10 protein-coding genes are annotated in these 14,661 nt (G+C 70.4%); 4 read left to right on the top strand and 6 right to left on the bottom strand.

Going from position 1 to position 14,661, the window contains the following annotated elements:
• Positions 1 to 153: 153 nt before the first annotated feature.
• Both OHN74_RS14385 and OHN74_RS14380 read right to left on the bottom strand, forming a co-directional pair.
• A complete protein-coding gene (locus OHN74_RS14385; protein ID WP_327694968.1) occupies positions 154 to 1,050 on the bottom strand; it encodes a universal stress protein in 897 nt (298 codons plus the stop codon).
• A 263-nt stretch (positions 1,051 to 1,313) separates the two neighbouring features.
• Positions 1,314 to 2,222 carry a universal stress protein gene (locus OHN74_RS14380; protein ID WP_327694967.1) on the bottom strand — a complete coding sequence of 303 codons (909 nt, stop codon included), beginning with the start codon at positions 2,220 to 2,222 and terminating at the stop codon, positions 1,314 to 1,316.
• Between the two features lie 343 nt (positions 2,223 to 2,565).
• On the opposite strand from OHN74_RS14380, the gene OHN74_RS14375 reads away from it, so the two are divergent.
• The gene (locus OHN74_RS14375; protein WP_327694966.1) at positions 2,566 to 3,267 is read left to right on the top strand and encodes a response regulator transcription factor; all 702 of its coding nucleotides are present in this window, start codon (positions 2,566 to 2,568) and stop codon (positions 3,265 to 3,267) included.
• Between the two features lie 101 nt (positions 3,268 to 3,368).
• On the opposite strand, the gene OHN74_RS14370 is transcribed toward OHN74_RS14375, so the two are convergent.
• The 4 genes from OHN74_RS14370 to OHN74_RS14355 all read right to left on the bottom strand — a co-directional run bounded on the left by OHN74_RS14370 (position 3,369) and on the right by OHN74_RS14355 (position 11,273).
• The gene (locus tag OHN74_RS14370) at positions 3,369 to 5,114 is read right to left on the bottom strand and encodes a sensor histidine kinase (RefSeq protein WP_327694965.1); all 1,746 of its coding nucleotides are present in this window, start codon (positions 5,112 to 5,114) and stop codon (positions 3,369 to 3,371) included.
• Between the two features lie 256 nt (positions 5,115 to 5,370).
• Entirely contained in the window at positions 5,371 to 5,880 is a 510-nt protein-coding gene (locus OHN74_RS14365; RefSeq protein WP_327694964.1) for a flavodoxin domain-containing protein, read from the bottom strand.
• 120 nt (positions 5,881 to 6,000) lie between these two features.
• On the bottom strand, positions 6,001 to 8,742 hold the full coding sequence (locus OHN74_RS14360) for a bifunctional acetate--CoA ligase family protein/GNAT family N-acetyltransferase (RefSeq protein ID WP_327694963.1): 2,742 nt from the start codon (positions 8,740 to 8,742) through the stop codon (positions 6,001 to 6,003).
• Positions 8,743 to 8,891: 149 nt separating this feature from the next.
• Positions 8,892 to 11,273 (bottom strand): phosphoketolase family protein, encoded by a 2,382-nt coding sequence (locus OHN74_RS14355; RefSeq protein ID WP_327694962.1) that lies wholly within the window; start codon positions 11,271 to 11,273, stop codon positions 8,892 to 8,894.
• Between the two features lie 578 nt (positions 11,274 to 11,851).
• On the opposite strand from OHN74_RS14355, the gene OHN74_RS14350 reads away from it, so the two are divergent.
• The 3 genes from OHN74_RS14350 (at position 11,852) to OHN74_RS14340 (ending at position 14,127) form a co-directional block, all read left to right on the top strand.
• Positions 11,852 to 12,022, top strand: coding sequence for a hypothetical protein (locus OHN74_RS14350; protein ID WP_327694961.1), 171 nt, complete (start codon positions 11,852 to 11,854; stop codon positions 12,020 to 12,022).
• Entirely contained in the window at positions 12,019 to 12,738 is a 720-nt protein-coding gene (locus OHN74_RS14345) for a hypothetical protein (RefSeq protein ID WP_327694960.1), read from the top strand. The genes OHN74_RS14350 and OHN74_RS14345 overlap by 4 nt, the downstream gene beginning before the upstream one ends.
• Before the next feature lie 891 nt (positions 12,739 to 13,629).
• Positions 13,630 to 14,127, top strand: a complete 498-nt coding sequence (locus OHN74_RS14340) for a GNAT family N-acetyltransferase (RefSeq protein WP_327694959.1) — start codon at positions 13,630 to 13,632, stop codon at positions 14,125 to 14,127.
• Positions 14,128 to 14,661: the final 534 nt, after the last annotated feature.

Below are 14,661 nucleotides of genomic sequence, written 5' to 3'. Positions count from 1 at the left end.
CCGCGTGGGCGACCGGGCCGAAGCGCGTGCCGATCCCCGAACCGCGGTTGCGGCGTCCGACGACCGGCGGGCCGGCGCCGGAAGCGGCCTCCATCAAAGCTGGGGCCGTTCGGCCCCTGTCGTGGGCGTGACCACCGGGCGACGAGGGCGTGTTCACGCGTGCGGGACCACCGCGACCGGGGCGGCGGTGTGATGCAGGACCGCGTGCGTCACCGGCCCGATGTGGTTCCCGGCCCGCGTACGACGGTTCCGCCGGCCGACGACGACAAGTGCGGCGTTCCGGGAGGCGTTCACCAGGTGGGAGCCCGCCGTGCCGATCAGAGTCTGCTCTCTCACCTCGACGCCGGGGAACTTCGACCGCCACGGCATGAGTACGTCGGCCAGCTCCTGCCGTACCCGCGCGCCCAGTTCCGCGTTGGGCTCGATGTCGAAGGCGGCGCCGTAGCCGGAGGAGGACGGTGGCTTCCAGCCGTGGACGACGCGCAGGTTCGCCGCACGGTGGGAAGCCGCCTGGAACGCGAACTCGATCACGGGGCCGGCGGAGTCCTCCAGGTCGAGCCCGAGCACGACATCGCCCGTCAGGTGATCGGTTCCGGTTCCGGTTCCGGCGCCTTCGCCGGCTCGGACAAGGACGACCGGCCGCTCGGTCCGCGCCACGACGGAGAGCGTGACGGAACCGGCCAGAAACCCGGTCACCCCGCTCAGACCGCGGGATCCGAGCACCAGGAGATCGGCGTCCCGGGAGGCGGCCAGCAGGGCCGGGACGGGCCGCTCCGTGCTCTGTTCGGCGCTGACGCGCAGACCGGGATGGCGTTCGGCAAGCCGGGCCGAGATCTCGCGCGGCAGGCGTTCGGCCGGGTCGGGGTGCGGTTCCTTCACGGGTGACGCCATGAGGGTGCCCGCCAGTGACGCGTATGTGTGGGGCTGCCGGTGACGGGCGTGCACGAGGCGCAGGGGCATGTCGCGGAGCTGCGCCTCGCGGGCGGCCCAGTCGGCGGCGGCGAGGCTCTCGGGTGAGCCGTCCAGGCCGACGGTGACGTTGCGGAGCATGGGGAGCCCTCCTCGAAGGGACGCGGTTCAGTGTCCGGGCAGGGGACATGCGTCAGGAGGGGCCGCAGGGCCCGGGCAGGGACCAAAGGCACTCTCGGGTGGGCCCGTTCGGTCGGCTCGGAGTCAGGAGATACGGGCAGTCCCGGCCGGGTCGTCTCCGCGCGAGGCCCGCCCCCTTGCCGCCGAACACGTCCGCCATGTCACGGCCGCCCTCGGCGAACGCATCCACGTACCGGGTCAACTCTCCCATGCCCCGGGCTTGTTCAGGCGTGCGGGACGACGGCGACGGGGCAGGGCGCGTGATGCAGCGCCGCGTGTGCGACGGGGCCGAGGTGGGTGCCGAGACGGGATTCGCGGATCCGGCGTCCCACGACGACGAGGGACGCGCCGGCCGAGGCGCCGATCAGCTCGTCGGCCGCACGTCCTTCGGCGACGCTCTCGGTGACGGCGACCTCGGGGAACTTCTCGCGCCAGGGGCGCAGCGCGGCGACCACGGCGCGCTCCTGCTCCACCCGTGGCTCCGGGCCGCTCACCAGGACGATCCCTTCCGCCGCCGCGAAGTCCACCGGACGGCTGAAGGCGTGGACCACGCGCAGCGAGGAGCCCCGGCGCCCGGCGGCGTCGAAGGCGAACTCGATCAGCTCGTCGCAGGGCCGGCCGGTGTCGAGACCGAGTACGACATCGCGGAACGGGATCCCGGGTATCTCGTCCGGGGAGATGCCGTCCGGTGCCGAGAAGTGCTCATCGGTGGTGCTCCCGCCCACCCTCACCAACACCACGGGACCCGGTGCCCTGGCGACGACCCGCTGCGACACCGATCCCATCAGGAACCCCGCGACGCCGCCGAGTCCACGGGAGCCGAGGACCAGTAGTTCGGCTTGCTCGGCCGCCTTGAGGAGGGCCGAGACCGGCGAGTCCGCCAGCGCCTGGCCGATGACCCGCAGACCCGGGTGCGCGGCGCGCACGCTGTCCGCCGCCCGTTCCGGCAGGTCCTCGGCAAAAGCCCGTTCGGACATGTCGGCGGGCACGGACGGGGCCGCGTGCGGATGCCACTCCCAGGCATGCACCAGGCACAGCGCGGCGCCCCGGCGTGTGGCTTCCCGGGCCGCCCAGTGCGCGGCTGTCAGGCTCTCGGGAGAACCGTCGATCCCCGCGGTGACGTGTCGAAGCATGGTCCGTACCTCCAGCGTTGCTGCCCATGGGTCCCTCTTCTCCCACCGAGCCTGGTACCGGGGAGAGCACCGGGACAGAGGCCGGGCGGGCCCTTCCGATGGGCCCTTCGGCCCTGATGCTGTCCCGCGGCGCGGCGGTCGGCGCGGCGGGCTTTCCGCACGTCGCGGCACGAGGATCGGCCCTGCCACTGCGACTGCCCATGCCACCCGGGCCGCCGAACCGACGTTCGTCGTCGGGTTGGCCCGGTCGGCCCTGGTGCGGGCGGTTCGGAGGGGCGACGATCGTCATCACAGTCGGCATGTGGTCCGTGGTCCGTGGTCCACCAGCGAACGAGGGGTCGTCATGGCCGAGGCACGCGCCTTCACGGAACAGAACCCGATCCGGGTCTTCCTGCTGGACGACCACGAGGTCGTACGACGCGGTCTCACCGACCTGCTGGACTCCGAGCCGGACATCTCGGTGGTCGGCGACGCGGACAGCGTCGAGCAGGCGCTGGTGCGCGGGCCGGCGCTGCGCCCGGACGTGGCCGTCCTCGACGTACGCCTGCCGGACGGTGACGGGATCAGTGTCTGCCGTGAGCTGCGCAGCCGGATGCCGGAGCTGGCCTGTCTGATGCTGACGTCCTTCGACGAGGAGGAAGCCCTGCTCGACGCGATCATGGCCGGGGCGGCGGGCTATGTGCTCAAGCAGATCAGGGGGTCCGACCTGGTCGCGGCGGTCCGCACCGTCGCCTCCGGCCAGTCGATGCTGGATCCGACGACGACCGCCCGCCTGATGCGCTCCCTGCGGGCCGACCCCACCGAGCAACCGGCACCCGCACCCGGGCTCGCCGGCCTGTCACCCCGCGAGCGGGACATCCTCGCGCTGATCGGGGACGGGCTCACCAACCGTGAGATCGGCAAGAAGCTCTACCTGTCCGAGAAGACGGTGAAGAACCACATCTCCCGGCTGCTGGCCAAGCTCGGCGTCCAGCGCCGTGTCCAGGCGGCGGTCCTGGCCAGCCATCTCGAACAGCCCACCTCCCCCGACCGCCCGACGCGCTGAGCCCGCCGCGCTCCGCCCCGCGTCGCCTTGCCCGCCCCCGCCCCCGCCCCGCCGTCCGGGCCGACAGGGCCACGCGGCCTTCTGCCCTCGGCCCTGTGCCCTCAGTCTCCTTCCGTGGCACCGTCCACACCCACGGGAACCCGCCACACCAGCCGTGTGCCGCCGCCTTCCGGCCGTTCGCCGAGTTTCAGAGTTCCGCCGAGAGCGACGGCCCGCTCCTTGATGTTCTTCAGCCCGCTGCGTCCGGCGTCACCCGGCACCCCGCAGCCGTCGTCCGTCACCGTGAGCGTCAACTCGCCCCTGGCGCACTGAAGCCTGACGTCCACCGCCCGTGCTCCGGAGTGCCGGGCCGCGTTGCTGAGGGCTTCGCCGAGCACCGCGACCGCATGGTCGGCGATGTCGCCGGGGACGTCGGTCTCGACCAGCCCCTCGATACGCAGTGCGGGCGGGAATCCGAGTGACGTGGCCGAGGCACGCACCGCCTCGGCCACCCGGCCGCGCAGGCCGTCGCTCTCCCGCCCGACCCCGCTGTGGGTGCGCAGTCCGAAGATCGTGGACCGAATGATCTTGATGGTGTCGTCGAGGTCGTCGACGGTCCGGGTCAGCCGCTCCATGCCCTCGGGGTGCTCCATGAAGCGCTGGGTGCTCTGCAGGGTCATGCCGGCGGCGAAGAGCCGCTGGATGGCGAGATCATGGAGGTCGCGTGCGATGCGGTCACGGTCCTGAAGCAATGTGAGCTGTTCCACGTCCCGCCGCCGTTCGGCCAGCTCCAGGGCCAGTGCCGCCTGGTCGGCGAACCCGAGCAGCGGCCCGGTGTCCAGATCGCCGAACGGCTTACCGGCCGGCACACGTCCCAGCAACAGCACGCCCCGCGCCTTGCCGCCGGCGCCGAGCGGCACCGCGACCACGGGTCCCAGCCCGGCCCACTGGGCTTCGTCCTCGCCCATGCGCGCGTCGCGCTCGATGTCGGCGCTGACCACCGGCGCCGCCGCGCCGAGTGCCGCTCCGACGAAACCGTCGCGCGCGGACAGCACCAGACCGCTGCGTTCCTCTCGTCCCAGGCCGACCGCCAGGGCCGGCCGCAGCGTCTCCTCGCCCGGTACGTGTTCCGCGATCAGCCCCATGTCGGCGGAGACGATCTTCCGGGCCTCGTCGACGATCAGTTCCAGGACGTCCGCGCTCGGCGCACCGGACAGGAGCATGCTGGTGACCTTGCCGCTGGCCCGCTGCCAGCGTTCGCGCAGCCTGGTCTCCTCGTACAGCCGTGCGTTCTCGATGGCCACTCCGGCTGCCACCGCGAGCGTCGACAGGACGGACTCGTCCTCCACGTCGAATTCCCTGGCGCTGCGTTTCTCGGTGAGGTAGAGGTTCCCGAAGACCTCGTCGCGCACCCGGATCGGTACGCCGAGGAAGGAGTGCATCGGCGGATGGTGGGCCGGGAAGCCGGCCGACGCCGGATGCTCCGACAGCTCCGGCAGCCGCAGGGGCGACGGATGCCGGATCAGCTCGCCGAGGAGCCCGTGCCCGCTGGGCAGCGCCCCGATCTCCGACCGCTCCTCCTCGCCGATACCGACGGTCAGGAACTCGGACAGCTTCTGGTCACCGCCGATCACGCCCAGCGCCCCGTACTCGGCGTCCACCAGCACCACCGCGGCCTCGACGATGCTGCGCAGCACCTGTGGCAGGTCGAGCTCCCGCCCGACCGAGAGGACGGCCTCCAGCAGGCTGTGCAGTCGGTCCCGGGTCCCGCGCACCGCGTCGATGCGCACCTGCAGCTCGCCCAGCAGCTCGTCGAGCCGCAGCTTGGGCACGTACTCCTCGGCACCGCCGCGTCGATCCTCGCTCATGACTTCCTCCGACCGACACAGCAGCAAGGCGGATCGAACCCGTTCCCCTGTCCTCACCGTACTGTCCGGGCGCCTCGACACGGGCGTCGGACGGGCCGAGGTCAGGTCGGCATCTCGGCGGCGTGGACCGTTCCTTCGAGCACAACGCCGGTTCAGGCGAGGCCCCGTTCCGTGCGCCCACCGCGCCCGGCGTACGGGGGCGGGAACGGGGGCGGGGCCGGGGCCGGTGGGTCGGGAGAAGGCCCGCCCGCCTGGTTCAGATCCGCTGCGACTCTGCCGTGAACCCGGCGCCGATCCGCGTGGCCCACGCCTCGACCTGCTCGAAGTCGCGGAAGTCTCCGCCCTTGCCGGAGGAGATGATCTTCCGCGCGATGAATCCCTTCGCTCCCTCTTCGAGGCAACCCCCGAAGGTGACGTGTTCCCTGGCGTCGAGCCGGATCATGGCCCGCTTCACTCCGGCTACGGGCGGGATGCTCCGCTCCGAGGCAGAGGCGTCGAGCGGACCGCTGCTGAAGAACCACAGCGGGCGCCCCGCCAGCGTGCGGCCGTGACGGCGGACGAAGCGGCGGGCGTCCTTGTGCCAGCGCCCCGCGTACAGCGCGCCACCCACCACCACCGCGTTGTACGACTCCACGTTCGTCACGGACCGGGCGGGAACCGCCTCGGCCGACACCCCCTCCTTGCGCAGGACTTCGGCGATGGTCTCGGCGATCCGCGCGGTCGAACCGTTCGTCGTTCCGTAGGCAATCAGCACTTTCGTGAGCATGACGATGAGCCTTCCTCTCAGAGCCTTCGCAGCCATTCCTGTGTGAGCCTGCCGTCCAAGAGCCGTGCCACCTCCTTGAACGGGGTGTCTCATCTCTGTCCCTCCTCTCCCTGTTCCTCCTCAGCGCAGTCGGCGCAGATAGGGGTCCTGAGCCGTGCGCGGCAGCAGGCGGACTCGTGCGTCGAGCACCATGACCGCATCAGGCGTCGTGAGTACGGGGTTGAAGTCGGCCTCGGCGAGTTGCGGAAGGTCGACCGCGATGCGGGACAGGCGCAGCAGCAGTTGTTCCAGACCCTGGAGGTCGACGGGCCCGCTCCCGTGCGCGCCGAACAGGAGCGGTGCGCAGCGCGGCGCGGTGATCAGGTCGTGGACGTCGTGGTCGGTCAGCGGCGCGAGCCGGGCGGCCTGGTCGGCCAGGACCTCGGTCGCGGTGCCGCCGAGTCCGAACAGCACGAGCGGTCCGAAGACCTCGTCCCGCACGACCCCCGCGAACAGTTCGGTGCCGCGCGCGGCCAGTGGCTGGACGACCACCCCGGTCATCAGGCCGGCGAACCGTGTCGCGAAGTCCCTGAAGGCGGACCGCACTTGGGCGTCACCCCTGAGATCGAGGTGCACGGCGTGCTGTTCGCTCTTGTGCAGCTGGCCGGGCCAGTGGGCCTTCATGACCACCCGCCCGTCGGGGCCGCGCAGCCGTTCGGCCGCGATGACGGCGTCGTCCTCCGTCTCCGCCCAGGACCAAGGGAGCTGGGGAATGCCGTAGCAGGCGAGGAGTTCGGCGCAGGTGCGCGGATCGAGCCGGCCGCCGTCCGGGTGGGTGGCGAGATAGGTCTCGGCGACCGCGCGGGCCCGGGCCGTGTCGGCCTCCGTGACCTCGGGGAGCTCGGGCACGGTGCCCGCGGGCCGGCTCAGCCAGGCAGCGCGGCGGGAGGCGTGCGCCAACGCCCGTGCCGCCGAGCCCGGTTCGGCGTACGACGGGATGGCGCCGCCGCCCCGCGTCGGCAGGAGCCGGACCGGCAGGTCCTGCTCCAGGCGTACGACGGTGACCGGAAGGGCGCGGTGTGCGGGGCCGTTGGTGAGGGCCCGCACCAGGTCGTCGCCGGTCGCGGCGGCGACGGCCGTGGGGACGAGGGCCACGAGGACGGCGTCGATACCCGGGTACCGCATGATCACGTCCACGCAGTCGCCGAGCTGCTCCTCCGTGACGGCAGCGGTGGCGTCGACGAGATTGCCGACGGTGGAACCGTCGGGCAGTACGGCATACAGGCTCTCGACCACCGAGGATGTGAGCGGTGGAAGCGACAACCCCGCCTCCACGCAGGCGTCCGCGGCCATGACCCCCGCGCCGCCCGCGTTGGTGACGATGGCCACGCGGCTGCCCGTCGGGAGCGGCTGAGAGTGCAACAGGGCGGCGGCTTCGAGGAGTTCGCCCACAGACCGGGTCGCGGTGATCCCCGCCTGGGTGAACAGGGCCTGCCGGGTCATGGTCGGGGTGGCGGCGGCCGCTGTGTGCGAGGCGGCGGCGCGGCGGCCGGCGTCGGTACGGCCCGCGTCGACCGTCAGCACGGGCATACGACGGGTCACGCGCCGTGCGGTACGGGAGAACGCACGCGGGTTGCCGAAGGACTCCAGGTGCAGCAGGGCGAGTTCGGTGCGGCCGTCGCTCTCCCACCACTGGAGCATGTCGTTGCCGCTGACGTCGTACTTGTCGCCGAGAGAGGCGAACGACGACACCCCGATCCCCAGGCGGGACAGTCCGTCGAGCAGGGCGATGCCGACGCCGCCGGACTGGACGGCGACGCCTGCCGTGCCGCGGCGCGGATGATCCGCCGCGAAGGTGGCGTCGAGGGAGAGCGCCGGGTCGGTGTTGGAGATACCGAGGGAGTTGGGTCCGACGAGCCGCATGCCGTACGTACGGCACGTGGTCATCAGGGCTTCCGCCTGCCGGCTGTCGAGACCGGCCGAGACGACGAGCAGCGCCCGTACACCGGCCTTGCCGCACTCCTCCGCGGTGTCGGGGAGGGCCGCCGCGGGCACCGCGAGGACCGCGAGATCCGGGACCTGGGGCAGCGCGCCGACCGAGGGGTGGGACGGCACGCCGAGGATCGAGGTGGCACAGGGGTTCACCGCGAAGAGCCGCCGGGTGAAGCCGCCCTCGTGCAGATGGTGCAGGAGGGCCCGCCCCACCGATCCGGGCCTGCGCCCGGCGCCCACCACGGCGACCGCTCCCGGCCGCAGCAGCGGCTCCAGACTGGCCACGTCGGCGACCCGGCCGCGGGCCTCGACGGCGGAGAGACAACCGTCGTCGTCCTCGTCGTCACCCTCACCCTCGCCCTCGCCCTCGTTCAGTTCGATGGCGCAGCGCACTTCCGGACCGTCGAAACGGCGGGTGGTGCGCAGGCCCAGGTCGGCGAAGAGCCGAAGCACCTCGTGGTTCTCGCTCAGCGCGTCCGCCGTGAACGTGGTGATGCCGTCCGCGCGGGCGGCGGAGACCAGGTGCTCGACGAGGAGCGTGCCGACGCCGTGGTGGTGCAGCCTGTCGGCCACGGCGACGGACATCTCGGCCGAGGCCGGGTCGCCGCCGGCCTCGTACTCGGCCAGGCCGATCACCTGCCCCCGCGACTCGGCCAGCAGCGCCCGGTAGCCGGATCCGGGGCGCGGTGGCGCACAGGCCCGGTCGGCGGCCGTCGCGGCGGAACGCCGGTTCGACGTGAAGAACCGCAGCCGCAGATTCTCCGTGGACATGTCCTCGTAGAGCCCCTGCAGTCGCTCGTGATCGTCCGGCCGCACAGAACGTATGCACACCGTGGTGCCGTCCGGGAGCAGGGCATGGACCGTGGGCCGGCCGAGTGTGTCATCCGTCATCGTGGGTCTCCTCCGGGCTGTGCGCCACGTCGAGCATCCGGCGGATCGGGCGGAGATCCCATGGGCTGTCCGGGGGAGTGTCGGGGGCCGGTCGGCCCCAATGCCTGGTCGTCTGGTCCCCTGCTCCCCCACGCGCGGCGGGCCCCGGGTCAGGCCCAGGTCCAGTCGGTGACCTCGGGCAGGTCGGTGCCGTGCTCGCGGATCCAGACGTGGTGGCGGCTGCGGGCGTCGGCCATCGACTGCCGTACGGCGGCCGCGCGGACGCCGAGCCCCGGCACCCGGTCGATGACGTCCATGACCAGCCGGTAGCGGTCCATGTCGTTGCGGACGACCATGTCGAACGGAGTGGTCGTCGTCCCCATCTCCTTGTAGCCGCGGACGTGCAGGTTGGCGTGGCCCGTACGGCGGTAGGAGAGACGGTGGATCAGCCAGGGGTAGCCGTGGTAGGCGAAGATCACCGGCTTGTCGGTGGTGAACAGGCCGTCGTACTCGAACTCGCCCATTCCGTGCGGGTGTTCCTCGCGCGGCAGCAGCCGGGCCAGGTCGACGACGTTGACGACCCGGACGGACAGTTCCGGCAGATGGCGCCGCAGCAGACCAGAGGCGGCCAGGATCTCCAAGGTGGGCACGTCTCCCGCGCAGGCCAGAACGACGTCGGGTTCCCGCTCGCTGCTCTCGGTGCCGGCCCAGTCCCAGATCCCGGCGCCGCGGGCGCAGTGCGCGCGGGCCTCGTCCATGGACAGCCAGTCGAAACACGGCTGCTTGCCCGCGACGATCACGTTGACGTAGTCACGGCTGCGCAGGGTGTGATCCGCCACGGACAGCAGGGTGTTGGCGTCCGGCGGCAGATAGACCCGTACGACCTCGGGACTCTTGCTCAGGACGTGGTCGATGAACCCGGGGTCCTGGTGCGAGAAGCCGTTGTGGTCCTGACGCCAGACATGCGACGTCAGCAGGTAGTTGAGGGAGGCGATGGGTGCTCGCCACGCCAACTCCCTGGATGTCTTCAGCCACTTGATGTGCTGGTTGACCATCGAGTCGACGATGTGCACGAACGCCTCGTAGCAGGAGAACAGCCCGTGCCGGCCGGTGAGGAGATAGCCCTCCAGCCAGCCCTGGCAGAGGTGTTCGGAGAGGATCTCCATCACCCGGCCGTGCCGGTCCAGATGCTCGTCCACCTGAAGGGTCTGCGCCTGCCAGGCCTTGCCGCTGGCGTCGAAGACGGCTTCGAGCCGGTTGGACGCGGTCTCGTCCGGGCCGACGAGGCGGAAGTCACGCCGCTCCGACGTGTCCCGCATGACCTGTTCGAGGAGATCGCCGAGGACCCGGGTGGGCTCGTGCAGGGTGACGCCCGGCTTGTCGACGGGGACGGCGAAACGGTCGAGGGACGGCATCGGCAGGTCACGCGCGAGCAGACCGCCGTTGGCGTACGGGGTGGCGCCCAGCCGACGGGTCCCCTCAGGCACACAGGCGAGGACGTCGGCGCTGGGCCGCCCGTCGCCGTCGAACAACTCCTCGGGCCGGTACGAGCGCAGCCAGGTCTCCAACTGCCGCAGGTGCTCCGGGTTTTCGCGTACGCCGGACAGCGGGACCTGGTGCGCGCGCCAGGTGCCCTCGACCGGGAGTCCGTCGACCTCGGCGGGGCCCGTCCAGCCCTTCGGCGTACGCAGCACGATCATGGGCCAGTGCACGCGCTCGGTGCTGCCGTCCTCGCGGGCGGTCCGTTGCAGCCCGGCGATGCGGTCCAGTGCCTGGTCGAAGGCGTCTGCCATGGCCCGGTGGACCTGGTGCGGGTCGTCGCTGGTGACATGGATCGGCTCGTGTCCGTAGCCGCGCAGCAGCTCGTCGAGTTCGGACTCCGGGAGCCTGGAGAGCACGGTCGGGTTGGCGATCTTGTAGCCGTTGAGGTGCAGGATCGGCAGGACCGCCCCGTCGTGCACCGGGTCGAGGAACTTGTTGGAGTGCCAGGACGCGGCGAGCGGCCCGGTCTCCGCCTCACCGTCACCGATCACGCAGGCGACCAGCAGGTCCGGGTTGTCGAAGGCGGCGCCGTAGGCGTGCGCGAGCGAGTAGCCGAGCTCGCCGCCCTCATGGATCGAGCCGGGCGTCTCCGGCGCGACATGACTGGGCACACCGCCGGGGAACGAGAACTGCCGGAACAGCCGGTCCATCCCCGCCGCGTCCCGGCTCACGTCCGGATAGGTCTCGCTGTAACTGCCCTCCAGCCAGGAGCCCGCGAGTACGGCAGGCCCGCCGTGACCGGGCCCCCACACGCACAGCGCGTCGAGCCCTCGCGCCTTGATCACCCGGTTGAGGTGCGTGTACACGAGGTTGAGGCCGGGCGAGGTGCCCCAGTGACCGAGCAGCCGCGGCTTGATGTGCTCGGGCCTCAGAGGCTCGGCGAGCAATGGGTTGGCCAGCAGATATATCTGGCCCACGGCCAGATAGTTGGCGGCCCGCCAGTGCGCGTCCAGAGTGCGCAGCTCTTCGTCGGTAAGTACGGTGCTGTTCCGGTGTTCGACCTTGGGCACGGTGACTCCGTAAATCGTCGAGGCGGGTCAGGGCTCCGGGAAGAGTCGTGAACCGGGGGCACCCGCTCGTCGTGGTGTTCGAAGGGCCCCGAGTTCGAAGGCTTCTCGGACCACGTGTACCCACGTGCGGCACTTCAGCGGCAGGCCGCAGGACTTTCCCTCTCCGACAGCCCGTTCGGCGGCGGCACGCCCCCGGGGCGAGCCATCAAGACACACGGCGACGGTCCGGCACCCGGCCTCCACCACCCGAACCCGAACCGGGATCGCCCGATCCGATTCCAGCATCGCGCCGACCGAGCGCGTGGGGCATGGGCCACAGGTCCCTGCCGGGGGCCGACCGGCCCTGACTGCGGACTCTGCGGCCGACGTGGCCAGCCGTTGGCGCGGACGAGGGCTGTCACGGGAAGCGGGTGACTGTTCGTGGCGGAGGGTTGTGCAGTCCTGAGGTCGTGAGCTCCTGAGGCCAAGCGTTGGAAGGCGCGCGGGCCTGAGTGATGTGCTCACCTGCCTGTCCGCAGGTCACCGCCAGAACAACTACACCATGAGGTATTCAGGTACTAGAAGCGGAGGTGTTGACGATGACGACGGCGACGAAGTCGGTACGCCAGTCCCCGCTGAAGGTGGACCCGGCGACGGACAAATTGATCAGCCAGGGCGCTCATTTCCTGGGGCTGACGAAGAAAGACCTGGTGGCCGAGGCGGTCCGGGTGTATCTGGAGCAGCGCCGTGAGGATCTGCGGTCCGGGTGACGGTGCCGCTGGACGAGATCGACCACCCGGTGCTGGCCAAGGCGTCCGAGCAGTTCGCGGACAAGAACGGCAAGCATGAACGCATCCGGTCCGTGGAGACCAGGTGCTGTTCAAGGTCAAGGTGCAGCGATGGTGCGGCGCGGGTTTGGCTGGATGCCGATCTGCCGTGGCTGGTCGCGGCGGGTCGGCGCGAGGACGGCTCGGTCGATGACTTCTACGCAGCCCTGGAGGCCGACGGCCGCGCCGTCCGGGCTCGCTACAACGCGGAACATTCCGACGGGCTGAAGACCGCGACACACACCGCTCACCTCCTGCCCGCACGCGAGGACCATGTCCGTTACCGCGCCGAGGCTGGTGTTCGCTTCGTGCGCCGCCTGCGGGCGACTCTGCTGGACCTGGCGCACGCCACGCTGCGCGACGGCCGTGAGCACACGCGCGAGTTCGACACCCTCACCCTTGGCCTCCAGATGTGTGCGGACGACGGCCACGAGACCTACCTCGCCGTCCGGATCACCGGCTCCGTTCCGCCGAACCTGACCGTGCTGATCCTGCGCAATGCCCCCGGCTGCGAGGCTGAGGGCTGGTTTCCGGAGTACGCCCTGCCGAAGCGGGACCTGCTCCCGGCAGACAGGCGTGGTCCAACCTCATGGACCCACGCACGGCTGCCCAGGTACTGGACGAGGAGTGGTAGTCGGCCATCCGTCGGCGCGAACTGAACCCCGATGCCGGGGCTGAGACGGAGGTGACCAGCCTGACCTGGGCGTCGTGCAGGCGGTCGAGCTGATCAGCTCGGCGTGAGGGGGTCCCCGAGGAGGCTCTTCTGCCGCTAGCCGGAACCAGGAGGTGATGCGTCGGGTGAATCAGAACCGGGAGGCGGGGCAGGGTTCACCCGGGACCCAGAGACGCGCCGGGTAACGATCAACGCATCCCCTGCGATGCGAACGATGTAGGCAGCTCCAGCAATAGAAAAAAGCTGTCCTATGATGTTAAGCCCGTTATAGAAGCCGGTAGGCAGAGTATCCATATTAATGGTTGCCGGAATGGTGGAGGAACCGAAAGTAAGCCCCGCCACAATACCGATCAGGGAACCCACGAGAGTCGTCTGAAGGATGACCTGCTACAGGTCCAAATGCTAAGATTCGAACCTACTGTTTGTAAGCAATTGTTTGGGCTCCAGTGCACGGGGTTGAAGTGGCTCCGCGGAACAAGAAATTGATCTGGCTCCACTTGGCTGTCGGCGGCCACTTCACATTCCCCAGGTACGGCCAGATACGTGATCACATTCGGTGATCGATGAGGGCTGGGTCACAGCGGGACTCCAAGAACGCCTGGTAAGCACGGCGTATGGAGGAACTTGCACGGCTCAGCGATATCGAGCAGGCCGCGGCCGGCGACGGACATCTGGTCTGGGCCGCCCAGGGGCAAGGCGGTGACGGCCTGGGGCCGGGGGTACGGGCCTGGTGCCACGGCGCGGCGCTGGCGGTGGCGAGCCCGAACCCTCACAGGACCGGCTTGCGGTCAAGGGCGACGGCGCCGACGTGGCCGTGTTGGTCCGGCGGATCCTGGAGGAGATCGGCCCGTCCTACCGAGTCTTGGGGGAAGCCTCCTTGATCGATGCGCTGGTTGGGCAGCTGCCCAACCTGTCGCCGGTCCACAACTTCTTCTGGATGGAGGCCACGTCCCCATCCGGTGCCGCCGCCGCAGGCGTGCGGTGGCTGAACGCCCGAGAGGAGAAGGAGACGGCCTCGCTGTTCGACCGCTTCTTCCCTGACTCCTACGCGCAGCCGGGACGCGCGGGCATGCGCCGCTGGGCGGGGGTCGTCGGCGAGGTGGACGGCAGCGTCGGGGCGAAGCCGCTGGCGGTGGCGGCGGACGCGTGGTCCGCGGCCGGGTGCGGGTTCATGGGCGGGGTGGTCACCCACCCCGGCGCCCGCGGGCGGGGTCTTGCGCGGGCCGTGTGCGGCTTCGTCGTGGACGCCCTCGTCAACCAGCACGGCCGCGCCGCGCTCATGGTGCTCACCGGTAACGCGCCGGCCATCGCCACGTATGAACGCCTCGGCATGGCCAAGCGCCTGTTCGGGGCGGCGCACATCACGGCCCGGTGAGGCCGGGCTCCACTGTGGCAAGCCGACGCGGGCCCGCTCACGCACAGTGATCACTGGCGGCCAGATAACCGTCCCGGCCAGTGGAACCACTCGATCGAAGTGGGGCCAAATCGCCTTTCTACAGGGGCGCGAAAACCCTCCCCGTACGCCCCCTCCAGCCGGCCCATGGAGCCAAAAGAACTCGGTGTAGTGGAGCCCAAAGAAGTGCTTAGAGACAAACCTGCTGTACCCACTTTAGGAGTTCGATGCCGAGTGCGGCTCACGGGTGCAACGGGTGGTTGGATCGGATGTGCTGAGCCGAGCAAGGATGTCCGCTTCCTGCACTGTGGATGTCACCCGAAGTCAGCGCTTCTTGCGCATCTTGCGCTTCAGCCCATGACATACCGCCGCGCCGTCGGCCTGCCGTCAGTTTCGTGGGTTCACGGCGCTTGCTATCGCATCATCTAGGTCAAGACGCTTTTCTCCCACTCTCGTCCACGCTTCCAAGCGCTTTTCCTGAGAGTCGAGATCCTGGTTTAGGTTCTTCGTGATCGC

This window comes from Streptomyces sp. NBC_00459, from assembly GCF_036013955.1.
Taxonomy (GTDB): Bacteria; Actinomycetota; Actinomycetes; order Streptomycetales; family Streptomycetaceae; genus Streptomyces.
Note: the sequence above shows the minus strand (reverse complement) of the source record. Positions and strands in the feature narration are given on the sequence as shown.

Bases quoted from the DNA above. Each gene is read 5' to 3' on its own strand.
- OHN74_RS14365 (WP_327694964.1), bottom strand. From the start codon at position 5,880: ATGCTCACGAAAGTGCTGATTGCCTACGGAACGACGAACGGTTCGACC.
- OHN74_RS14370 (WP_327694965.1), bottom strand. From the start codon at position 5,114: ATGAGCGAGGATCGACGCGGCGGTGCCGAGGAGTACGTGCCCAAGCTG.
- OHN74_RS14380 (WP_327694967.1), bottom strand. From the start codon at position 2,222: ATGCTTCGACACGTCACCGCGGGGATCGACGGTTCTCCCGAGAGCCTG.
- OHN74_RS14375 (WP_327694966.1), top strand. From the start codon at position 2,566: ATGGCCGAGGCACGCGCCTTCACGGAACAGAACCCGATCCGGGTCTTC.
- OHN74_RS14385 (WP_327694968.1), bottom strand. From the start codon at position 1,050: ATGCTCCGCAACGTCACCGTCGGCCTGGACGGCTCACCCGAGAGCCTC.
- OHN74_RS14350 (WP_327694961.1), top strand. From the start codon at position 11,852: ATGACGACGGCGACGAAGTCGGTACGCCAGTCCCCGCTGAAGGTGGAC.
- OHN74_RS14360 (WP_327694963.1), bottom strand. From the start codon at position 8,742: ATGACGGATGACACACTCGGCCGGCCCACGGTCCATGCCCTGCTCCCG.